Source organism: Ferribacterium limneticum, assembly GCF_020510565.1.
Lineage (GTDB): Bacteria > Pseudomonadota > Gammaproteobacteria > Burkholderiales > Rhodocyclaceae > Azonexus > Azonexus limneticus_B.
In genome coordinates this window covers 1,355,697-1,377,033 of sequence record NZ_CP075189.1, presented here as the reverse complement: position 1 = coordinate 1,377,033, position 21,337 = coordinate 1,355,697, and the positions used below count along the sequence as shown (strand labels likewise).

At 61.1% G+C, this 21,337-nt stretch carries 27 protein-coding genes and 1 tRNA gene; 18 read left to right on the top strand and 10 right to left on the bottom strand.

Features of this window, described 5'->3' with window-relative positions:
- Nucleotides 1–175: 175 nt before the first annotated feature.
- From cobA to KI610_RS06650, 5 genes are all read left to right on the top strand, one after another.
- On the top strand, nt 176–940 hold the full coding sequence (gene cobA / locus KI610_RS06670; protein WP_226497878.1) for a uroporphyrinogen-III C-methyltransferase: 765 nt from the start codon (nt 176–178) through the stop codon (nt 938–940).
- Nucleotides 937–1,335: a Rap1a/Tai family immunity protein gene (locus KI610_RS06665; protein ID WP_226497877.1), complete on the top strand. Its 399-nt coding sequence runs from the start codon at nt 937–939 to the stop codon at nt 1,333–1,335. Before cobA ends, KI610_RS06665 begins: the two co-directional genes overlap by 4 nt.
- Before the next feature lie 25 nt (nt 1,336–1,360).
- A tRNA-Leu gene (locus KI610_RS06660) sits at nt 1,361–1,445 on the top strand.
- 161 nt (nt 1,446–1,606) lie between these two features.
- Nucleotides 1,607–1,813 carry a hypothetical protein gene (locus KI610_RS06655; protein ID WP_226497876.1) on the top strand — a complete coding sequence of 69 codons (207 nt, stop codon included), beginning with the start codon at nt 1,607–1,609 and terminating at the stop codon, nt 1,811–1,813.
- A gap of 60 nt (nt 1,814–1,873) precedes the next feature.
- Nucleotides 1,874–2,089, top strand: a complete 216-nt coding sequence (locus KI610_RS06650; RefSeq protein ID WP_226497875.1) for a hypothetical protein — start codon at nt 1,874–1,876, stop codon at nt 2,087–2,089.
- Between the two features lie 120 nt (nt 2,090–2,209).
- Here KI610_RS06650 and KI610_RS06645 read toward each other — a convergent pair whose 3' ends face one another.
- A complete protein-coding gene (locus KI610_RS06645; RefSeq protein ID WP_226497874.1) occupies nt 2,210–2,716 on the bottom strand; it encodes an OmpH family outer membrane protein in 507 nt (168 codons plus the stop codon).
- A 220-nt stretch (nt 2,717–2,936) separates the two neighbouring features.
- Here KI610_RS06645 and queA point away from each other — a divergent pair, with 220 nt between their 5' ends.
- From queA to secF, 5 genes are read left to right on the top strand one after another with little or no spacing between them, the layout of a single operon-like run.
- Nucleotides 2,937–4,010, top strand: a complete 1,074-nt coding sequence (queA, locus tag KI610_RS06640) for a tRNA preQ1(34) S-adenosylmethionine ribosyltransferase-isomerase QueA (protein WP_226497873.1) — start codon at nt 2,937–2,939, stop codon at nt 4,008–4,010.
- Nucleotides 4,000–5,109, top strand: a complete 1,110-nt coding sequence (tgt, locus tag KI610_RS06635; protein WP_226497872.1) for a tRNA guanosine(34) transglycosylase Tgt — start codon at nt 4,000–4,002, stop codon at nt 5,107–5,109. The genes queA and tgt overlap by 11 nt, the downstream gene beginning before the upstream one ends.
- A gap of 45 nt (nt 5,110–5,154) precedes the next feature.
- A complete protein-coding gene (gene yajC / locus KI610_RS06630) occupies nt 5,155–5,481 on the top strand; it encodes a preprotein translocase subunit YajC (protein ID WP_226497871.1) in 327 nt (108 codons plus the stop codon).
- A gap of 48 nt (nt 5,482–5,529) precedes the next feature.
- Nucleotides 5,530–7,407, top strand: coding sequence for a protein translocase subunit SecD (gene secD, locus KI610_RS06625; protein ID WP_226497870.1), 1,878 nt, complete (start codon nt 5,530–5,532; stop codon nt 7,405–7,407).
- Between the two features lie 12 nt (nt 7,408–7,419).
- Nucleotides 7,420–8,364, top strand: a complete 945-nt coding sequence (gene secF, locus KI610_RS06620) for a protein translocase subunit SecF (RefSeq protein ID WP_226497869.1) — start codon at nt 7,420–7,422, stop codon at nt 8,362–8,364.
- Between the two features lie 105 nt (nt 8,365–8,469).
- Here the strand turns inward: secF and KI610_RS06615 are convergent, their stop codons facing one another.
- The 6 genes from KI610_RS06615 to purB form a co-directional block, all read right to left on the bottom strand.
- Nucleotides 8,470–8,949 carry a hypothetical protein gene (locus KI610_RS06615; protein ID WP_226497868.1) on the bottom strand — a complete coding sequence of 160 codons (480 nt, stop codon included), beginning with the start codon at nt 8,947–8,949 and terminating at the stop codon, nt 8,470–8,472.
- A gap of 223 nt (nt 8,950–9,172) precedes the next feature.
- Nucleotides 9,173–9,865 (bottom strand): cytochrome b/b6 domain-containing protein, encoded by a 693-nt coding sequence (locus KI610_RS06610; protein ID WP_226497867.1) that lies wholly within the window; start codon nt 9,863–9,865, stop codon nt 9,173–9,175.
- A gap of 73 nt (nt 9,866–9,938) precedes the next feature.
- Nucleotides 9,939–10,397: a c-type cytochrome gene (locus tag KI610_RS06605; protein WP_226497866.1), complete on the bottom strand. Its 459-nt coding sequence runs from the start codon at nt 10,395–10,397 to the stop codon at nt 9,939–9,941.
- A 164-nt stretch (nt 10,398–10,561) separates the two neighbouring features.
- The gene (locus KI610_RS06600) at nt 10,562–10,879 is read right to left on the bottom strand and encodes a DUF2322 family protein (RefSeq protein WP_226497865.1); all 318 of its coding nucleotides are present in this window, start codon (nt 10,877–10,879) and stop codon (nt 10,562–10,564) included.
- 118 nt (nt 10,880–10,997) lie between these two features.
- Nucleotides 10,998–11,273, bottom strand: a complete 276-nt coding sequence (locus KI610_RS06595; RefSeq protein ID WP_226497864.1) for a zinc ribbon domain-containing protein — start codon at nt 11,271–11,273, stop codon at nt 10,998–11,000.
- A complete protein-coding gene (gene purB / locus KI610_RS06590; RefSeq protein ID WP_226497863.1) occupies nt 11,274–12,641 on the bottom strand; it encodes an adenylosuccinate lyase in 1,368 nt (455 codons plus the stop codon).
- A 94-nt stretch (nt 12,642–12,735) separates the two neighbouring features.
- Here purB and KI610_RS06585 point away from each other — a divergent pair, with 94 nt between their 5' ends.
- Nucleotides 12,736–13,344: a glutathione S-transferase gene (locus KI610_RS06585; protein WP_226497862.1), complete on the top strand. Its 609-nt coding sequence runs from the start codon at nt 12,736–12,738 to the stop codon at nt 13,342–13,344.
- A gap of 151 nt (nt 13,345–13,495) precedes the next feature.
- Nucleotides 13,496–14,101: an HD-GYP domain-containing protein gene (locus KI610_RS06580; RefSeq protein ID WP_226497861.1), complete on the top strand. Its 606-nt coding sequence runs from the start codon at nt 13,496–13,498 to the stop codon at nt 14,099–14,101.
- A gap of 6 nt (nt 14,102–14,107) precedes the next feature.
- Here KI610_RS06580 and mnmA read toward each other — a convergent pair whose 3' ends face one another.
- Genes mnmA through KI610_RS06565 form a run of 3 tightly spaced genes read right to left on the bottom strand, consistent with a single transcriptional unit; the run spans nt 14,108 to nt 16,201 of the window.
- Nucleotides 14,108–15,205 (bottom strand): tRNA 2-thiouridine(34) synthase MnmA, encoded by a 1,098-nt coding sequence (gene mnmA / locus KI610_RS06575; protein ID WP_226497860.1) that lies wholly within the window; start codon nt 15,203–15,205, stop codon nt 14,108–14,110.
- Nucleotides 15,198–15,752 (bottom strand): hypothetical protein, encoded by a 555-nt coding sequence (locus KI610_RS06570; RefSeq protein WP_226497859.1) that lies wholly within the window; start codon nt 15,750–15,752, stop codon nt 15,198–15,200. The genes mnmA and KI610_RS06570 overlap by 8 nt, the downstream gene beginning before the upstream one ends.
- Nucleotides 15,752–16,201, bottom strand: coding sequence for an NUDIX hydrolase (locus KI610_RS06565; protein ID WP_226497858.1), 450 nt, complete (start codon nt 16,199–16,201; stop codon nt 15,752–15,754). Before KI610_RS06565 ends, KI610_RS06570 begins: the two co-directional genes overlap by 1 nt.
- A gap of 89 nt (nt 16,202–16,290) precedes the next feature.
- Between KI610_RS06565 and KI610_RS06560 the strand changes: the two genes are divergently transcribed.
- From KI610_RS06560 to KI610_RS06535, 6 genes are all read left to right on the top strand, one after another.
- Nucleotides 16,291–17,211, top strand: coding sequence for a branched-chain amino acid transaminase (locus KI610_RS06560; protein WP_226497857.1), 921 nt, complete (start codon nt 16,291–16,293; stop codon nt 17,209–17,211).
- Between the two features lie 15 nt (nt 17,212–17,226).
- On the top strand, nt 17,227–17,415 hold the full coding sequence (locus tag KI610_RS06555; protein ID WP_226497856.1) for a zinc-finger domain-containing protein: 189 nt from the start codon (nt 17,227–17,229) through the stop codon (nt 17,413–17,415).
- Between the two features lie 48 nt (nt 17,416–17,463).
- On the top strand, nt 17,464–18,477 hold the full coding sequence (waaF, locus tag KI610_RS06550) for a lipopolysaccharide heptosyltransferase II (protein WP_226497855.1): 1,014 nt from the start codon (nt 17,464–17,466) through the stop codon (nt 18,475–18,477).
- Nucleotides 18,474–18,905: a nuclear transport factor 2 family protein gene (locus tag KI610_RS06545; RefSeq protein WP_226497854.1), complete on the top strand. Its 432-nt coding sequence runs from the start codon at nt 18,474–18,476 to the stop codon at nt 18,903–18,905. The genes waaF and KI610_RS06545 overlap by 4 nt, the downstream gene beginning before the upstream one ends.
- Complete coding sequence (locus KI610_RS06540; RefSeq protein ID WP_226497853.1) at nt 18,902–19,858, top strand: YheT family hydrolase; 957 nt, start codon at nt 18,902–18,904, stop codon at nt 19,856–19,858. The genes KI610_RS06545 and KI610_RS06540 overlap by 4 nt, the downstream gene beginning before the upstream one ends.
- Before the next feature lie 102 nt (nt 19,859–19,960).
- Nucleotides 19,961–21,337, top strand: a complete 1,377-nt coding sequence (locus KI610_RS06535) for a phosphomannomutase/phosphoglucomutase (protein WP_226497852.1) — start codon at nt 19,961–19,963, stop codon at nt 21,335–21,337.

Sequence of the window (21,337 nt, the reverse complement as noted above, 5' to 3'; positions counted from 1 at the left end):
TCCTTGATACTCATCAATCTTTTCCTGCAGATAAACCCATTACATTCATATAGTTATAGTTCTTTATGACTATGTTGTTAATACTTTGTGGGTATATCGATCATTCATTGACTTCCCGCTATTGGCAGGCGCCCTGTCCCGCATTAGGATGGCCGCCCAAAGGCAGGGATTACGCATGAACAAGCTGAACAAACTCGAAGCCGGAAAAGTCTGGCTGGTTGGCGCCGGCCCCGGCGATCCGGACTTGCTGACCGTCAAGGCGGCGCGCCTGATAGCGGCCGCCGATGCCCTCGTCTACGACCATCTGGTCAGCGACCGCATCATGGATCTGGCGCGCCCCGACGCCCGCCGCATCTACGCCGGCAAGGAAGCGTCGAAGCACACACTGCCCCAGGATTCGATCAACGAACTGCTGGTCAAACTCGCCCAGGAAGGCCTCTCGGTCGTCCGTCTCAAGGGCGGCGACCCGTTCATCTTCGGTCGTGGCGGCGAAGAACTCGAAACCCTCGTCGCCTCCGGCATTCCCTTCGAAGTCGTCCCCGGCGTCACTGCCGCCGCCGGTTGTGCCGCCTACGCCGGCTTCCCGCTGACCCACCGCGACCACGCCCAGTCGGTCACTTTCGTCACGGGGCATCTCAAGGATGGCACGGTCAATCTCGACTGGCCAGCCCTGGCCCGGCCGCGGCAAACCGTCGTCTTCTACATGGGCATCGGCGCCGTCGAAGAAATCTGCCGGCAGATGATCAACCATGGCCTGCCTTCAATGACGCCCGCCGCCGTCGTCCGCAACGGCACGCAGCCCGATCAGAAAACCCTGCTCGCCACGCTTGGCACCCTGCCCCATCGCATCGCCGAATCCGGCATCAAGCCACCGGCACTGATCGTCGTCGGCAGCGTCGTCGGCCTGCACGAAAAACTCAACTGGTTCGAAAAACAATGAAATTTCTCTGGCTCATCGCTCTCCTCTTCGCCACCTCGGCCCAGGCTTATACTGGGCAGGAACTGCGCGGCGACTGCCAGGTAGCCGACGAGATGTACGCCGGACAAAAGTCCAGCGACCCTTTCCAGGCCATTCGCAGCGCCCGCTGTATCGCCTACGTCGCCGGCTTCGCCGACAGCTATGCGGTCAGCGACTTTCTGGCCGAACAGGTCGGCGTCAAACTCAACGCCTTCTGCCTGCCGAAAGACGCCGATCTTTCGCTGCGTCTCGTCCGCGCCGTCGTCATCCATGTCGAACGCGTACCGTCCAACACGACCGTCAGCCCGGCCACACTGGTCGCCGGCGCACTGGCCAAAGCCTTTCCCTGCAGCGATTCACTTGAACCAAAGAAGTGATTCATGGATAATCCGCGCTCCGAATGCCCCGGTGGCGGAATCGGTAGACGCAGCGGATTCAAAATCCGCCGCCGAAAGGTGTGCCGGTTCGAGTCCGGCCCGGGGCACCAGGAAGATCATTCAAGCAGTCCAGGCAAGTCCATTGAACCCGCCCACGTGCGGGTTTTTTGTCGCCTTTCATTCCGGCACGGTCCAGAATGACTGACACGCTCAGAATGTTTAACTTGGCCCCTTCAGAGCGTCACCTCCACCTGACCAAAGGGAGCGAAAAATGAAAATGCTGATTGCTCTTGCCGCCCTGCTTCTCTCCGGCTGCGGCCTGGAAACCGCTGGAAGCGCGGCGACCGTAGGAAAACTTCAGGCCGATCAGGCCAGGCAGGCAAAAGACAACATGGACACGATGAAAGCCAGCCTTGACGCAGCGAACAAGGAGGCCGAGGCAAGAAACAGGGCATTGGAAGAAGCGGGGAAAAACTGAGCCGCCCGTTTCTGGCACGAGACCTGCTGAGCATCAGGGTCACTGTCGATCGAGGTAGCCATGTCCATCAGTTCAATCATGTCCAGCGGCCTGCAAAGTTTGCAGGCCGGCATCAACCGTGCGGCCATCGCCGGAAGCGGCCTCAACGTCGAAAACGATGAATTTGCCGGGAAGATGGTGGCCATGCGCCAAGGAGAAATCGAAGCCAAGGCGGCGGCAAACGTCATCAAGACCGGCGATCAGATTCTCGGCACGCTCATCGACATCCGGGGATAGTGCGGCAACCCTTGCCGCCGCCGGCAAAGAAGTGCCGAGGGGGCGAACGATCATTCGCCTTGCTGACAGGCACAAAAAAAGGCCGGGAAAAACCCGGCCTTCTCGGTGGATTCGAGGCGATCAGTCCCCGGTCATTTTCTTGATGACTTTATCCGTCACATCGATTCTGCTGCTGACGGAAACCGCCTCTTGCACGATGAGGTCCCAACGCTCGGACTTGGCCAGATCGAAAATGGCTTTGTTGGCTTTCTCAAGCACGGCCGATGTCTCTTCGTTCTGCCGAAGTTTGAGGTCTTCCTTGAATTCCTGCTGCTTGCGCTGGAGACTCACCGAGATCTCGGCCAATTCGGCCTCCTTGGCCCGCCGCTGAATATCCGACAGCGAGGCACCCTTGTCCACCAGCGCAGCCTGGCGCGACTTGAAGTCGTTCTCGAGGCGCAGCAAATCCTGCCGGCGACCTTCGAACTCCGCCTGCATTTTCTTGCTGGCCTTGATGGCCGCAGGGGCCTCCCGGAAAACCCGTTCCAGATTGACGTAGCCAATCTTCAGTTCTTCGGCGCCGGCCTTTTGAAAGATGGGCAGAACAAACAGACAGGACAGTAGCGCAAGCCGAAATCCCTTGAGCATGAAGCACCTCGATGTTGGAAATTGGAACTAGTGTAGCAAGCCCGACAGTATCCGACGAATTCCTGTCGGCGGTCCACGGTCGAATGCCGGCGATTGTGCAACGGACGGTGTTTCATGCCGGCCTTGACCCGGCGAATGGTAGAATCCGGGCCTATTTATTGACCAACCGAAACGGCTTTCCCTGCGCAAGGCCGTTCAAGTTTCCACCTGGATTCAGACCATGTCGTTGACCGTCGACGACTTCGACTTCCCTCTCCCGCCCGAACTGATCGCCCAGCACCCGGCCGCCGAACGCACGGGCAGCCGCCTGCTGCATGTCTGCGGCCAATGCCACGGTCAACCGGAAATTGATCGCAAATTTGAAAACCTGCCGGAACTGCTGAAAGTCGGCGACCTGCTCGTTTTCAACGACACCCGCGTGATCAAGGCGCGGTTTTTCGGTTGCAAGGAAACGGGAGGGCTGATCGAAGTCATGCTCGAACGCATCGTCGATGCGACCCATGCCATCTGTCAGATTCGCGCCAGCAAGGCGCCGAAGCCGGGCAGCATTTTGTTGCTGGGCGACGCCTTCGAGGTGTGCATGACCGGCCGGGCCGGCACCGACGGCGATTTTTTTGCGCTGGAACTGGTCGACGCCACAGGCAATTTCTGGGAGCTGGCCGAACAGCATGGCAAGCTGCCATTGCCGCCCTACATCGAGCATCCGGCTGAGGGCGCCGATGAAACGCGCTACCAGACAGTCTATGCCCGCCAGCCGGGCGCCGTTGCCGCGCCCACGGCCGGCCTGCATTTCGACGAGGCCATGCTGGCCAAACTGCGGGCTCAGGGCGTCAATACCGCCTTCCTGACCCTGCACGTCGGCGCCGGCACCTACCGGCCGATGCGCGTCGAGAAGATCGCCGATCACCGCATGCACAGCGAGCGCTTCGAGATTCCGCAAGCGACCGCCGAGGCCATCGCCGCCACCCGGGCGGCCGGCGGCCGGGTCATCGCTGTCGGCACGACCAGCCTGCGCGCCCTCGAATCGGCCGGTAACGATGATGGCACGGTGCGCGTCGGCGGCGCCGAAACGAGCATTTTCATCACCCCCGGCTACCGTTTCAAGGTCGTCGACCGGCTGATCACCAACTTCCACCTGCCGAAATCGACACTGCTCATGCTCGTTTCCGCCTTTGCCGGCTACGACAACATCCGCGCCGCCTACGCCCACGCCGTGGCCGAGCGCTACCGCTTCTTCAGCTATGGCGACGCCATGCTTCTGGAACGAACTGGACAACCCTCCGATGCAATTTGAACTCCTCAAGACCGACGGCGCCGCCCGCCGCGGCACGCTGACACTGGCCCACGGCCAGGTCCAGACCCCCGTCTTCATGCCGGTCGGCACCTACGGCACGGTCAAGGCGATGACGCCGCAATCGCTGCACGACATCGGCGCCCAGATCTGCCTCGGCAACACCTTCCACCTCTGGCTGCGGCCGGGGCTCGATGTCATCAAGGCGCACAACGGCCTGCACGATTTCATGAACTGGCAGAAGCCGATCCTCACCGACTCCGGCGGTTTCCAGGTCTTCTCGCTCGGCGCCATGCGCAAGATCACCGAGGAAGGCGTCAAATTCAGTTCGCCGCACGATGGCGCCAAGCTCTTCCTGACGCCCGAAATCTCGATGCAGATCCAGAAGGTGCTGAATTCCGACATCGTCATGATCTTCGACGAATGCACGCCCTACCCGGCAACGCACGAAGAAGCCGCCAAGTCGATGCGCATGAGCATGCGCTGGGCGCAGCGTTCGCGCGATGAGCACAACAAGCTGGAAAACAGCAACGCGCTGTTCGGCATCGTTCAGGGCGGCATGTACGAAGACCTGCGCGATGAGTCGCTGGCTGGCCTCGACGACATCGGCTTCGACGGCATGGCCATTGGCGGCCTGTCGGTTGGTGAACCGAAGGAGGACATGGTCCGCGTCCTCGCTCACGTCGCGCCGCGCTTACCGGTGCACAAGCCGCGCTACCTGATGGGTGTCGGCACGCCAGAAGACCTCGTCCGTTCGGTCAAGGCCGGCATCGACATGTTCGACTGCGTGATGCCGACGCGCAACGCCCGCAACGGCCACCTGTTCACGCGCTTCGGCGACGTCAAGATCAAGAACGCCCGCTACAAGCTCGATACCGGCCCGCTCGACTCATCCTGCAACTGCTACACCTGTACCCAATTTACCCGTTCCTATCTGCATCACCTCTTCCGCCATGGCGAAATCCTCGGCGGCATGCTCAACACCATCCACAACCTGCATTTCTATCAGGTCATCATGGCCGAAATGCGCGCCGCCATCGAGTCCGGCACGTTCACCGCGTGGTCAGACGAGTTTGTCCGCAAACGGTCATCCGGCGAGTGATAGAATCGCGCGTTCTGAATTTCTTAGTTATCCGGAGTTACCACAATGATTAGCCTTGCCCACGCCCAGACCGCTGCTGCCTCCGCCGACCCGACGGGTGGCCTGATGCAGATGCTGCCGATGATCCTGATGTTCGTCGTGCTGTGGTTCTTCATGATTCGTCCGCAAATGAAAAAGGCCAAGGAACACAAGGCGCTGCTCGCCGCGCTGGCCAAGGGCGACGAAGTCGTCACCCAGGGCGGCATCGTCGGCAAGGTGACCAAGGTCGGTGACAGCTACGTCTCCGTCGAAATCGCCACCGGCACCGAAGTTGTCGTGCAAAAGCCGTCGATCGGCCTGGTTCTGCCCAAGGGCACGCTGAAGTCGCTGTAATCACACCAAAGGGCGGCTTCGTGTCGCCCTTTTTGCTTTGAAGCCGCCATGAATCGCTACCCACTCTGGAAGTACATCACCATCGCCATCGCGCTGCTGCTGGGCTTCGTCTATACCCTGCCCAACTTCTTCGGCGAATCGCCGGCTGTGCAGTTGTCCAGCGCCAAGGTCACGATCAAGGTCGACGCCAGGGCCCAGGCCCGTGTCGAGGATGCCTTGAAGACCGCAGGCATAACGCACAACGGTATCCAGCTCGACAACGTCGGCGTCAAAGTTCGCCTGACTAGCACCGACATTCAGTTGAAGGCCAAGGACATCCTGGAAAAGACCTTCAACCCGGATGCCGCTGACCCGCAGTACGTCGTTGCCTTGAACCTGCTGACCGCCTCACCAAGCTGGCTGACTTCGCTGCACGCGCTGCCGATGTACCTCGGCCTCGACCTGCGCGGTGGTGTGCATTTCCTGCTGCAAGTCGACATGAAGGGCGCGCTGACCAAAAAGCTCGACTCGACCTCGGCCGACCTGCGCACCGTGCTGCGCGACAAGAACCTGCGCCACGGCGGCGTGAATCGTGAAGGCGAGCGCATCGTCGTCAAGTTCCGCGACGCTGAAACCCGCGACAAGGCCCGCTTCGCCATCGGCGACAGCCAGCCCGACCTGCTGGTCACCGAAGCCGGCGATGCCAGCGAACCCAGGTTGGTCGCCACGCTCAAGCCGGAAGCCCAGAACAAGCTCGGCGAATTCGCCCTCAAGCAGAACATCACGACGCTGCACAACCGGATCAACGAACTCGGCGTCGCCGAGCCGATCATCCAGCAGCAGGGTCAGGACCGCATCGTCGTCCAGTTGCCCGGCGTGCAGGACACGGCCAAGGCCAAGGACATCCTTGGCCGCACGGCGACCCTCGAAATCCGCATGGTCGATGACTCGACCGGCGCGCTGGAAGCCGCCCTGGCCGGTAACCCGCCCTTTGGCACCGAGGTTTACAACGAACGTGGCGGCCAGCCGCTGCTCGTCAAGAAGCAGGTCGTCCTCACCGGCGACCGCCTGACCGACGCCCAGCCCGGCTTCGACAACCAGACCAACGAAGCCGCTGTCCATCTGACGCTCGACTCGGCCGGCGCCCGCATTTTCAAGGACGTCACGCGCGAGAACATCAACAAGCGCATGGCCATCCTGCTCATCGAAAAGGGCAAGGGCGAAGTCGTCACGGCCCCGGTCATCCGCAGCGAAATCGGCGGCGGACGGGTGCAGATTTCCGGCCGCATGAGCACCATGGAAGCCAACGACACGGCGCTGCTGCTGCGCGCCGGCTCGCTGGCCGCGCCGATGGACATCATCGAGGAACGGACCATCGGCCCGTCGCTCGGTGCCGAAAACATCAAGAAGGGTTTCCAGTCGACGATGTGGGGCTTCGCCGCCATCGCCGTCTTCATGATCCTTTACTACCAGATGTTCGGCGTCGTTTCGGTCATCGCCCTGGCCTCCAACCTGCTCTTCCTGGTCGCCATCCTGTCGCTGTTGCAGGCCACACTGACCCTGCCCGGCATCGCCGCCATCGCGCTGACCCTCGGTATGGCCATTGACGCCAACGTGCTGATCAACGAACGGGTGCGCGAGGAACTGCGCAACGGCATGCCGCCGCAAGGTGCCATCGCGGAAGGCTACGAACGCGCCTTCGGGACCATTCTCGACTCCAACATCACGACGCTGATCGCCGGCCTCGCCCTGCTGATTTTCGGCTCCGGCCCGATCCGCGGCTTTGCCGTCGTCCATTGTCTGGGCATCCTGACCTCGATCTTCTCGTCGGTCTTCGTCTCGCGCGGGCTGGTCAATCTGATCTACGGCCGCCAGAAGAAGCTGGCCAAGGTCGCCATCGGTCAACTGTGGAAGCCTGCCGCTGCCACGGTCAACGGCAAAAAATAAGGAAAAACGAAAATGGAATTTTTCCGCATCCAGAAAGACATTCCGTTCATGCGCCATGCGCTGACGTTCAATGTCATTTCGCTCCTCACCTTCATCCTCGCCGTCGTCTTCCTGTTCACCAAGGGCCTGCACCTATCGGTCGAATTCACCGGCGGCACGCTGATCGAAACCCACTACCAGCAGGCAGCCGATCTCGAAAAGATTCGCGGCGCGCTGGGCAAGGCCGGCTTCACCGACTACGCCGTGCAGAATTTCGGCTCGTCGCAGGACGTCATGATCCGTCTGCCGCTCAAGAGCGACCAGAACAGCAATCAGATCGGTGAATCGGTCATGAAATCGCTCGAAGCCGAAGCGCCGGGCGCCGAACTGCGTCGCGTCGAATTCGTCGGCCCACAGGTCGGCAAGGAACTCGCCGAAAACGGCGCCATGGCCCTGCTGCTCGTCGTCATCGGCATCGTCATCTACCTCGCATTCCGCTTCGAATGGCGCTTTTCGGTGTCAGCCATCATCGCCAACCTGCACGACGTGGTGATCATTCTCGGCTTCTTCGCCTTCTTCCAGTGGGAGTTCTCGCTCTCCGTGCTGGCCGCCGTCCTCGCCGTCCTCGGCTACTCGGTCAACGAGTCGGTCGTCGTCTTCGACCGGGTGCGCGAAACTTTCAAGAAGGTCCGCGGCCTGACCACGCCGCAAGTCCTCGACCACGCCATCACGAGCACCATCAGCCGGACCATCATCACCCACGGCAGCACCCAGCTCATGGTCCTCTCGATGCTGATCTTCGGCGGCGAAACCCTGCACTACTTCGCCATGGCCCTGACCATCGGCATCTGCTTCGGCATCTACTCCTCGGTCCTCGTCGCCAGCCCGCTAGTCATGTGGCTCGGCGTCTCGCGCGAACAGTTCATCACCAAGACCAAGGTCATCGAAGGCGCCAACGAGGACGGCGCGGTCGTTTAAGCGAATCCCACGGTCAACCGGAAAAAAGCCGCCAAATTGAAATTTGGCGGCTTTTTTATTTTGGGCGATGGCTAGGTGCCTCAAATTGATCGACTGAACGCACCTTCATTCATAGGGATACAGACTCAATAAATACTTGGCGACTTCATCCTTGCCGAAGAATTTCCCATCGATGGTCTCCCCATCTCCGAACAGGAAACTATTTACCGAGGCCCCCGACTGGAGGCGGATGATCCTAGCAAGGCCATGATCCTTGATGGTTAGCCACCGAACATCCGAGCGAGCAACCTCATAAGCCAGCAAAAACGAGTTTGTAGCATCGTCAAACACGGCAAAGGTTAACCGCTCTGGCGAAACGAACAAACGGCCGGGCGTAGAACTCGCATGGAAAGAATCAACGCTTCCTAACATTGTGTTCGGATACCAGGTCGATGAAATCGTATAGACCGCGGTTTTGGCTGCTGGAAGGGTACGGGCTGCCAGAGAAAAACCAGAATCTTTTGGCCCAGGTCCGGTGACAGCGCAACCACCAACTGTGACAAAAAGAATGAAAATATAAATCCATCTTGCGTGATACGCGTTCATTACATACATTCCCAATTACGTTTGAGGAAACGACAAAACGTCGGACGATGATCAGCGCTCATAGTAATTTGCCTTGCATCTGCCAAAACCAAACAACCAAAAACATTCAGACGCAGCATTGATAGCGCAAACGAAAATTCGCCCTAATGCATACGACGTTATGCCCGAACGTCAGTTTCAGGATATAGCCACAGATAGCGGCTCCCGGCAGATCACCAGGCAATCACCAGCTCGGCGTTTCGACCGCTGCCGGCGAGGGTGGCGGCTCGGGTAGCCAGGCGCCGCTGGCGCCATAGACGGCCAAACCGGCAATGAGCAAGGCCACCACCAAGGCGATGATGCCGCCGCCGCTGGCCGGCTCGCCGGTCGCGCCTTCCTTCCAGCCGGTCAGCATCGGCTTGACCAGATCATCCTTCTTGACGCGGCCATGGAAGATGACTGCGCCGACATGGAGGACGACGAGGGCGATCAGGACATTGGAGAGCAGGTGGTGGACGCCGCTCAGGCGGTCGCTGAGCGATTTGTCGATCAGTTCGAACAAAGGGCCGACGAAGGCGATGTCGTCGTTGGCGAACAGGCCGCTGAGCACTTGTACGGTCAACAGGAAAATAAGGCTAAAAACGGAGAGTCCGCCGAGCGGATTGTGGCCGAGGCCGCGCCATTCGCCTTTCAGATAGACCTTGATTCTGGCCGGCGTCGGGAAGAACTGGGCGAAGCGCGCGTAGGTCGAACCGGCGAAGCCCCAGACGAGACGAAAGGCAATCAGGCCAACGATGGCCAGGCCGATCTTCCCGTGCACGTCAATCAGCTTGCCGCCCAACTGGCCGCTAACGACGGCCGCGATGACGGCCAGCACGAGCAGCCAGTGAAACAGGCGAGTCGGCAGATCCCAGAGGCGAATTCGTTGGCGGTTCATGGTCGGGCCTTGTAGTTAGCTTGGTAAAAAAACAGGCACCCGCAGGTGCCCGTACTGGCGATTTTAAATCGCTTTATTTCTTGGCCTTGTAGTCGTCGTGGCAACCCTTGCAGGAGCCGCCCAGCTTGCCCAACTGAGCGCCAACGGCAGCTGCATCGCCGGTGGCAGCGACCTTGGCCATTTCGTTGGCTTCCTTGTTGAAGGCCATGGCGAGCTTGCCGACATTTTCCTTGTCGGTAAAGATGCCCGGCTTGGCGCGGGTGGCTTCCCAGCCGGTGCCCTTGTCGCTACCCGGCACGTAGAGCGCGCCCATGCCGGAATTGGCGATAGCCTGGATGGCGTTGGCCGCCTTGATGACCTCTTCCTTGTTGAACTGGCCACCCTCAACGTTCATCTTGATGCGGCCCATATTCCAGGCCATGAAGCCATAGCCGGACTGGCGGAACTTGATGGCGTCTTCAACCTTGACCTGAGCGGCGGCAGTGCCAGCCAGGGTGACGGTCAACAGGGCGAGCAGAAGCTTGGATTTCATTGCGTATTCTCCGTTTTCATTGAGGAAAGGTGGGCTGCGTCGGGTAAACGACCAAAACCCGCGATTTATTCCATGAAAATTATAACTTGCTAATATGACATCGCCGTTGATCTTTGCCGTGAGCATTTTTCACGGACATCCTGAGCCATTTTGAATAGTCTGAATCAGACTGCGAAAACGTGCTTGACGCGCAGCGCCGGGGCGCCTTGCTCGATGGCGATTAGGCGGGCGATGTTCGGATGTTTGCCCGGATTGGCGCGTTCATCCTCTGTGTGCTCGGCGAAGACTTCCATGCCCTTTTTGGCGGCCTCGACGTTGATCGAGCCGTAGGTTTGCGCCAGATGGTTATACACCGCCAGAGAACCCTGGCTGCCCGCCTTGTTTTCGATGGCGGCGACGACATTGCCCTCGGCGTCGAGCAGGTTGATGGCGGCCAGGTGTGAAATTCCCGGCAATTTCTTGAGGTTTTCGGCAAAAGACATGGATGACCTTTCGTGGATGCGGACGGGGAAGCCGCCCCCGCCCCAACTATTTCATTTTTCGGCGTTTTTTACGTTTCACGTAGTAAACCCGGTTGACCGTGGCAATCGGGCGGACGCCCTACTTCCACTCCCGCTTGGCTTTGACCAGACCGATGATCAGCCCGGTGGTAAACGTGACGGCCGGCACGATGAAGGCAATCGCCTTGATGCCGCGCTCGGCACCAAAATCAAAGAGCAGCCAGGCGGCGGGCAGCAGACCGAGGAACAGGCCGATCAGCCCGCCCCGGATGCCGCCGTTGATCACCTGGCGGTCAGTCGTCTTCCGCTCACCGGTGCAATGCGGACAGTAGATGGCGTCGGCCGGCACTTCCTGCCCGCATTTGGCGCACTGCATTTAGATGCGCTTCGCCAGTTCGGCCGCCTTGCCGGTGTAATCCCACGGCGTCAGCTTGAGCAATTCGGCCTTGGCGGCCTCCGGAATTTCCAGCGTCGAGACAAAAGCCTGCATGCCTTCGCGCGAAACGCGGGTGCCGCGGGTCAGTTCCTTGAGCTTTTCGTAGGCATTCGGCACGGCGTAGCGGCGCATGACGGTCTGGATCGGCTCGGCGAGCAGTTCCCAGTTGGCGTCGAGGTCGGCTTTCATGTTGTCGGCATTGACCTCCAGTTTGCCCATGCCCTTGAGCAGCGAATCGTAGGCAAGCAGCGTGTAGCCGAGGCCGACGCCCATGTTGCGGAGCACCGTCGAATCGGTCAGGTCGCGCTGCCAGCGCGAGATCGGCAGCTTTTCAGCGAGGTGCTTGAGGACGGCGTTGGCCAGGCCGAGGTTGCCTTCGGAATTCTCGAAATCGATCGGGTTGACCTTGTGCGGCATCGTCGACGAGCCAATTTCACCGGCCTTGACCTTCTGCTTGAAGAAACCGAGCGAGATGTAGCCCCAGATGTCGCGGTCGAGATCGATCAGAATGCTGTTGGCGCGGGCGAAGGCGTCAAACAGCTCGGCCAGCGCGTCGTGCGGCTCGATCTGGATGGTGTAGGGGTTGAAAGTCAGGCCGAGCGATTCGACGAAACGCTTGGCGAAGCCTTCCCAGTCGTAGCCGGGGTAGGCGATCAGGTGGGCGTTGTAGTTGCCGACCGCACCGTTGATCTTGCCAAGCAGTTCGACGGCGGCGATGCGGGTACGGGCGCGCTCCAGGCGGTAGGCAACGTTGGCCATTTCCTTGCCGAGCGTCGTCGGCGTTGCCGGTTGGCCGTGCGTGCGGCTCATCATCGGGACTTCGGCGTTGACGTGGGCCAGTTCCTTGAGGCGGGCGATGACCTTGTCGAGCGACGGCAGCATGGCCTGCTCGCGGGCGCCCTGGCACATCAGCGCGTGCGACAGGTTGTTGATGTCTTCGGAAGTGCAGGCGAAGTGGATGAACTCGCTGACCTTGGTCACTTCGGCGTTGCCCTTGGTGTTCTTCTTGATCCAGTATTCGAGCGCCTTGACGTCATGGTTGGTGACGGCTTCCTCGGCCTTGACCTCGGCCGCCTGCTCGACGGTGAAGTTGGCGACCAGCGCATCAAGCTCTGCCACGGTAGACGGCGAAAAAGCGGCAATTTCCGAAAAGTGTGGCTCGGCGGCCAGCGCCTTGAGCCACTCGATCTCGACCTTCAGACGCGCCTTGATCAAGCCGAATTCGGAAAAATGCTCGCGCAGGGCGTCAACCTTGCCGGCATAGCGGCCGTCGAGCGGGGAAAGGGCAACCAGGGGATTGAAGGTCATCGAATCATCCTTTTCAGTAAGCCCGCCATTTTACCCGCCCGGCGAAGGCGTCGCCATACGCTATAATCGAACTCCCCAAATCAGAGAGCTCACGATGAAGCTGATCGGCTCCCATACCAGCCCGTTTGCACGAAAAGTGCGGATCGTGCTGGCCGAAAAAAAGATCGACTACGAATTCGTCATCGATTCACCGTGGACGGAAGACAGCAAGGTTCCCGACATCAACCCGCTCGGCAAGATTCCCGTGCTGGTGCTCGACGACCAGACGCCGCTGTTCGATTCGCGCGTCATCGTCGAGTACATCGACAACGTCACGCCCAACAACAAGCTGTTCCCCGCCCCCAATCGCGAACGCACCGAGGTCAAGCGCTGGGAAGCCCTGGCCGACGGCGTGCTTGATGCCGCGGTGAGCGCCCTGCTCGAAGGCAAGCGCCCGAAAAAAGAGCAAAGCGCCAGCTGGATCACGCGCCAGCACGGCAAGGTCTTGCGCAGTCTCGACTTCATGGCCAGGGAACTCGGTGAAAAGAGCTTCTGCATGGGTACCCACTTTTCGATGGCCGACATCGCCGTCGGCACTGCGCTCGGCTACCTGCGCTTCCGTTTCCCGGAAATCGACTGGCAGGAAAACCACGCAAATCTGGGCAAGCTCTACGACAAGCTGATGCAGCGCGCGCCGTTTGCGGATACCGTGCCGCACGACTGAGATGCCCTATCGGCCGGCAAAACGTGGGCACATGCGATCCTCATGGTCATTGGCCGATCAGTTTTCATTGGCCAATCGCCAAAGAGTTGAACCCTTGGCACAAACCGAAGGTCGACTTCTGCATGAACTGATTTGCACGAGGAGTCCGACCGTGAACTGCACCCCAGATACCAGCCCGCTAAGCAGCATTGCCCGCACCCTGACCGTTGCTCTCGGGCAGCGCGACCATCACACCCGCGCGCATTCCGACCGGGTCGTCCAACTGGCGGCCGGCCTGGGTTATCACATTGGCCTGAGCGAAGACGAAATCGAACTGTTGGCGCTCGGCGCCCAGTTTCACGACATCGGCAAAATCGGCATTCCCGACCGCGTTCTGCACAAACCGGCGTCGTTCGAAGAAGACGAGTGGGCCTGCATGAAACAGCACGCCGAAATCGGCGAACGCATCATTCTCGCCATCGATGGTGACAAGGCCTCGACCGTGGCCAAGACCGTCCGTCACCACCATGAGCATTTCGATGGCTCCGGCTACCCGGACCGACTCTCCGGAACCGACATTCCGTTGTACGCCCGGATCATTTCGCTGACCGACAGCTACGACGCGATGATCGACACCCGCGCCTACCAGCGTGCCCGTTCGCACGGCGTGGTCATGGGCATCCTTGAGCAGGAAAGCGGCATCAAGCACGACCCCGACCTGCTCCACGCCTTCACGAACGCCATCGAAAAATCGTCCCTGCGCGGCAAGGACGTTTGATTCCGCTCAGCGGATAACGCCACCCCCCAGACAAACCCGGCTCTCGTAGAGCACGACCGATTGTCCCGGGGTGAGTGCCCACTGCGGCTCGGCAAAGCGGATTTCGCAGCTTTCGCCATCGACGCGCTCGACCTCGCAAGGCTGATCGGCCGTCCGGTAACGTGGCTTGGCGGTATAAACCCAGTGCGTGTGCGGCGCCCGGCCGGAAACCCAGCTCAGTTGTTCGGCGACCAGATCATCCTTGAGCAGGGCCCGATGGTCGTGCCCCTGAACGACGTACAACACGTTCTTTTCCATGTCCTTGCCGACCACGAACCAGGCATCGTGATCGCCGCCGCCGGGCTGGCCTTTTTCCTTCAGGCCACCGATGTGCAGACCCTTGCGCTGGCCCATGGTGTGGTACATCAAGCCATCGTGCTCGCCGAGCACCTTGCCATCATCGAGGCGGCGAATTTCACCTTTTTTCGGCGGCAGATAACGCGACAGAAAATCCTTGAACGGCCGTTCGCCGATGAAACAAATGCCGGTCGAATCCTTCTTGGCCGCGACGTGCAAGCCTTCCGCTTCGGCGATCTTGCGCACCTCGCGCTTGTAGATGTCGGCCAGCGGGAACAGCGTTTTCGACAGTTGCGCCTGATTCAGGCGATAGAGGAAATAGCTCTGATCCTTGGTGCCATCCTCGGCCTTGAGCAACTGGAACTCGCCGTTGAACTCGCGCACGCCGGCGTAGTGGCCGGTGGCGATCTTGTCGGCGCCGAGCTGCATGGCGTGGTCGAGGAAGGCCTTGAACTTGATTTCGGAATTGCACAGGATGTCGGGATTCGGCGTCCGCCCGGCCTGGTATTCGCGTAGGAATTCGGCAAAGACGCGCTCACGGTATTCGGCAGCGAAATTGACCACCTCGACGTCAATGCCGATGCGGTCGGCGACACTCATCACATCAATCAGATCCTGGCGCGACGAACAGTATTCCTCGGTATCGTCGTCTTCCCAGTTCTTCATGAACAGGCCGATCACCTTCCAGCCCTGCTGCTTGAGCAGCAAGGCCGCCACGGACGAATCAACGCCGCCGGACAAGCCGACGACCACGGTTTTTTCAGACATCGGGCCCAGCCCCTTTCTTCCATTCACCCAGCGGCAAAACCACCGCTGGCAGTCCATTATCGACGAACCAGCTATCGACGGCGAAGCGTGGCGCTTCGCCAACCGTTTTTTCCTCGATCACCGCCGACCAGTGCACGAAAAACACCGTCGCGACATCCCGCGCCACCGGTTCAAGAACCCGATGCCAGCGCAAATAGCCGCGCGCTTCGAGCAGCTTGAGCAGGCGCGTCGTCGACGTCGAATGATCGATGCAGTCCATCTTGCCGGAAACATGCCCATCATCGTAATTACCGGCGCGGTCGTTGTGGATATCCGACTGCTCGCCAGCCCAGGCGTAAAGACGCCCGATCGCAGCCGATATCATTTTTCGCTCATTTTCCGGGTTGACCGTGGCAAACAGCATGCGCCGCACCTCGCCGAGCTGCCCCTCGGTGTAACGGATATCCGCCTGCACCAGACAACCGTAGCCGTAGCAGATGCGCACAGTTTCATCGGCATGCAGCACGCCCGTGAGCAGGAACAGAAGCGAAAGCAGCCAGCGACGCATCAGTCGAAATGAACGAGCAGATCGAGCGGACAACTCTTGCCGGCCAAGAAATCCTCGATACAGCGCAGGATCAGCGGGCTGCGGTGCTTTTCCTGTGTCGCCCTGACCTCGTCAAGCGTCAGCCAGCGCGCCGCGACAATGCCGTCATCAAGCGGCCGACCCGCCTCGTAACCGCGCAATTCGCCGGCAAAGGCGAAGCGCAGGTAGGTCGTATCGTCCTTGGTCGGATGCGTCCAGTTATAGACGCCGACCAGATGCGTCGGTTTGAAGTGGTAGGCCGTTTCTTCGAGCGCCTCGCGGGCCACGGCATCGATCAGCGACTCGCCCTCTTCGAGATGGCCGGCCGGCTGGTTGAAGGCCAGTCCGGCCTCGGTTTCTTCCTCGACCAGAAGGAATTTGCCATCGCGCTGGACAACGGCGGCGACGGTAACGTGGGGTTTCCAGACCATGGCAAGGCTCTATCGGCAAAAGCGTTATTTTAACGTCTGATTTCGGCTAGAATTGTGGGCTTTTACAGGCGCAACACGGAGAATCGAACATGTCCATGTCGGATCGCGACGGCTTTATTTGGCAAGACGGAAAACTGGTGCCCTGGCGCGAAGCCACCACCCACGTCCTCACCCACTCGCTGCACTACGGCATGGGCGTATTCGAGGGCGTCCGTGCCTACAAGACCGAACGCGGCACGGCGATTTTCCGTCTCAAGGAGCACACCGAGCGCCTGTTCCGTTCGGCCCACATCTTCCAGATGAAGATGCCGTTCTCGGCCGAAGAGCTCAACGAAGCGCAGAAGGAAGTCATCCGCGCCAACAATCTCGAATCCGGCTATCTGCGTCCGCTCGCCTTCTACGGCTCGGAAAAGATGGGTGTTTCCCCCAAGGGCGCCAAGGTGCACGTCATCATCGCTGCCTGGCCGTGGGGTGCTTACCTCGGCGAAGAGGGCATGGAACGCGGCATCCGCATCAAGACCTCGTCCTTCACCCGCCACCACGTCAATATCACCATGGTCCGCGCCAAGGCCTCGGGCAACTACATGAACTCGATCCTCGCCAACAACGAGGCGACGACCGACGGCTACGACGAAGCCCTGCTGCTTGATCCGGAAGGCTACGTCTGCGAAGGCGCCGGCGAAAACGTTTTCATCGTCAAGAACGGCAAGCTCTACACACCGGACCTGACGGCCTGCCTCGAAGGCATCACGCGCGCCACCGTCATCCAGCTGGCCGGCGAAATGGGCGTTGAAGTCATCGAAAAACGCATCACCCGCGACGAAGTCTATTGCGCCGACGAAGCCTTCTTCACCGGCACCGCCGCCGAAGTGACGCCGATCCGCGAACTCGACAACCGGCAGATCGGCGCCGGCCATCGCGGCCCGATCACCAAAGCGCTTCAGGAAAAGTACTTCGACGTGGTCTATGGCCGCTCCGCTGCCCACGCCGACTGGCTGGCCACCGTCTAATCCAGGGAGAAAACGATGTCCGACAAAAAGACCATTGAAATCACCGCCCACGATCTGCCGCTGCACTGCCCGACGCCGAGCGTCGCGCTGTGGAGCCAGCATCCGCGCGTCTTCCTCGACGTCCTGAAGACCGGCGAAGTCACCTGCCCGTACTGCTCGACCAAGTACGTCTTCACGGGCGAAGCGCCCAAGGGCCATCACTAAGCATCGGGCGGCGGGTCGCGCTTTTTGGCGCCGACCCGCCGTTTTCGCATGAAAAAAGCCCTGATCGTCGCCCCCTCCTGGATTGGCGACACCATCATGGCGCAGCCGCTGTTTGCGCGCCTGCACGCCAGATACCCCGGCCTCCAGCTCGATGCCATCGCCCCGCGCTGGGTGGCGCCCGTCCTGCACCGCATGGCGGAAATCAGCGACGTCCTTGACAGCCCTTTCGGCCACGGCCAGCTGTCGCTCAAGCCACGCTGGAAGCTGGCCCGCCAGCTCGCCGCGCGCCATTACGACGCTGTTTACGTCCTGCCCAATTCGCTCAAGTCGGCACTGGTGCCCTGGCTGGCCGGCATTCCTCAGCGTGTCGGTTTCACCGGCGAATCGCGCTACGGCCTGATCAACGTCCGCCACACGCTGGATAAAACAGCCCTGCCGCTCATGGTCGAACGCTTCGCCCAACTGGCCGAAGCCCCGGGCCAGCCGCTCGGCCATTTCATTTTTAGGCCAAAAATCCGGTCGACCGTGGAAGACCAGCAGAAAGCCCTGGCCGAGCTGGCTATCGAGCGCCCGGCCCGCGTCGTCGCCTTCTGCCCCGGCGCCGAATACGGCCCGGCCAAACGCTGGCCAGCCGCCCATTTCGCCGCGCTGGCCAGAAAGCTGGCCGAACAGGGCTGCACCATCTGGCTCTTCGGCTCGCCCAAGGACCACGCCGTCGCCGAGGAAATCGCGCAACTCGCCCCCGGCCTGTGCCGCAACCTGTGCGGCGCCACCTCGCTGACTCAGGCCGTCGATCTGCTGGCCATGGCCGAACTGGTCGTCTGCAATGATTCCGGCCTCATGCACGTCGCCGCCGCGCTCGACCGGCCGATTGTCGCGCTCTACGGCTCATCGTCGCCCGGCTTCACGCCGCCGCTCTCCGACCGCGCCGACATCCTGAGCCTCAATCTCGAGTGCAGCCCCTGCTTCAAACGCGAATGTCCGCTCGGCCACCTCGATTGCCTCAACAAATTGCTCCCCGATCAGGTCTTCGCCGCCTGCCGGAAGAGGATGGCAGCATGAGCGGACCGACCGTTTACGCCCTGCCCGACGACGTCGAACGCGCCTTCTACGAGGCCATCGCCGAGGGCGACGCCGACCGCATGATGCTCATCTGGGCCGAAGACGACGACACGCTGTGCGTCCATCCGACCGGCGTCCGTCTGCTCGGCCTGATCCCCATCCGCGAAAGCTGGCGCAGCATCTTTGCCAATGCCCGCCTGCGCGTCCAGGCCGAACCCGTCGCCCATTGGAACGGCACGATCATCGCCGTCCATCACCTGACCGAAATCCTCTTCGTCGGCGACGACCCGAGCCCGCACGGCCCACTCTACGTCACCCACGTCTATGTCCGCGGCCCGCATGGCTGGCGCCTGGCCAGCCGCCACGCCTCGGCCGCCGACGACGGCCATCAGGCGATGGCCGAGGCCGTGCCGCACACCCTGCATTGAAACCCTACCGCGCGCCTAGCTGGCTGCCCGGCGGTCAGGCGCAAACGCTGTGGCCGCTGCTCATCAAGCCGCGCCCGCTCAAACTGCGCCGCGAACGCTGGGAAACGCCCGATGGCGATTTCATCGACGTCGATCACCTTGACGGCCCGGCAGACTCACCACTACTCGTCCTATTCCACGGCCTCGAAGGCAGCGCGCGCAGCCATTACGCCATCTCGACCGCCCACGCCTGCAAGGCCGCCGGCTGGCGTCTCGCCCTGCCGCATTTCCGCGGCTGCTCGGGCGAACTGAACTGCCGGCCACGCGCCTACCATTCCGGCGACGCCGAAGAAATCGACTGGATCCTGCGCCGCCTTCACGCCGCCAACGGCGGCCGCAAGCTCCACGCCGCCGGCGTTTCGCTCGGCGGCAACGCCCTCCTCAAATGGGCCGGCGAACGTGGCAGCGCAGCCAGCGAACTGGTCACCGGCGTCGCCGCCTTCTGCCCCCCGCTCGACCTCGCCGCCTGCGGCCACCATCTGGCCAACGGTTTCAACCGGATTTACACCCGCCACTTCCTGACCACGCTGAAAGCCATCTCGGCCAGCCGCCTGCAGCAGTTCCCCGGTCTTTTCGACGAAACCCTTATGCGCCGGGCGATCAATCTCTACGAATTCGACGACGCAGTGACCGCCCCCATCCACGGTTTTGCCGGCGCCGACGACTACTGGCGACGCGCCTCGGCCAAACCGTGGCTGAAATCGATCGCCGTGCCAGCTCTCACGGTCAACCCGAAAAATGACCCTTTTTTGCCATCGCGCCATCTGCCGACTGCCGCCGACGTCAGCCCCTTCGTCCGCCTCGAACAGCCCGAAAGCGGCGGCCATGTGGGATTTGTCACAGGTTCTTTTCCGGGAAATCTGGACTGGCTACCGCAAAGGCTTTTACACTTCTTCCTTTTTGAAACGTCATAAATTAATGACATTCGGGCAGCGCGGCGCCAATGCAAAGTTCCTGCAACGAGACCAACGTATCATTCGCCCGTTTCCCGCACAAACCCTCCTGACTGGACAACCATGAGCCAACTTCCTGCTGAAATTTTCAAGGCCTACGACATTCGCGGCATCGTCGATAAATCGCTGACCGCCGACGTCGTGCGCCAGATCGGCCACGCCCTCGGTTCGCTGGCCGTCGAGCAAGGCCAGAAGGCCATCGCCGTCGGCCGTGACGGTCGCCTGTCCGGCCCCGAACTAGCTAGCGCACTGATGGACGGCATCTGCGCCGCCGGTTGCGACGCCATCGACGTCGGCTGCGTGCCGACCCCGGTCACCTACTTCGCCGCCTACGAACTGGGCGTTCATTCCTGCGTCTCGGTCACCGGCAGCCACAACCCGCCCGACTACAACGGCCTCAAGATGGTCATCGGCGGCAACACGCTGGCCCTCGACGCCATCCAGGACCTCAAAAAACGCATCGAAGCCGGCAACCTCAAGCACGGCCAGGGCGCGCGCAGTTCGGCCGACGTCCTCGGCGCGTACGTCGAGAAGATCATCGGCGACGTCAAGCTAGCCCGCCCGATGAAGATCGTCATGGATTGCGGCAACGGCGTCGCCGGCGCGATTGCCCCTGAGCTCTTCAAGGGCCTCGGCTGCGACATCGTGCCGCTGTTCTGCGAAGTCGATGGCAATTTCCCGAACCACCACCCGGACCCGTCCAAGCCGGAAAACCTGGCCGACGTGATCAAGGCCCTCCAGGAAACCGACGCTGAAATCGGCATTGCCTTCGACGGCGACGGCGACCGCCTCGGCGTCGTGACCAAGGACGGCGAAATCATCTTCCCGGACCGCCAGCTCATGCTCTTCGCCGCCGACGTGCTGTCGCGCGTGCCCGGTGGCACGGTCATTTACGACGTCAAATGCACGCGCCTGCTCGCCCCGTGGATCAAGCAACACGGCGGCGTGCCGCTCATGTGGAACACCGGCCACGCCCTGGTCAAGGCCAAACTGCGCGAAACCGGCGCCCCGCTGGCCGGCGAAATGTCCGGCCACACCTTCTTCAAGGAACGCTGGTACGGCTTCGACGACGGTCTCTATACGGGCGCCCGCCTGCTCGAAATTCTCAGCCAGGCAGCCAACGCCAATCCGGTTCTGAAAAACTTGCCGAATTCGCCGTCGACGCCGGAACTCAACATCAAGATGGCCGAGGGTGAGCCCTTCACGCTGATCGACAAGCTCAAGGCCGACGGCAAATTCACTGGCGCCGAGGAGATCATCACCATCGACGGCGTACGCGTAGAATACGCAGACGGCTTCGGTCTGGCCCGCCCGTCGAACACGACACCGGTGGTGGTGCTGCGTTTCGAAGCCGATAATGCCGTCGCGCTCGAACGCATCCAGGCCGATTTCCGTCAGGCCCTCAATGCAGTCTGGCCGGGGATTCAACTGCCGTTTTAA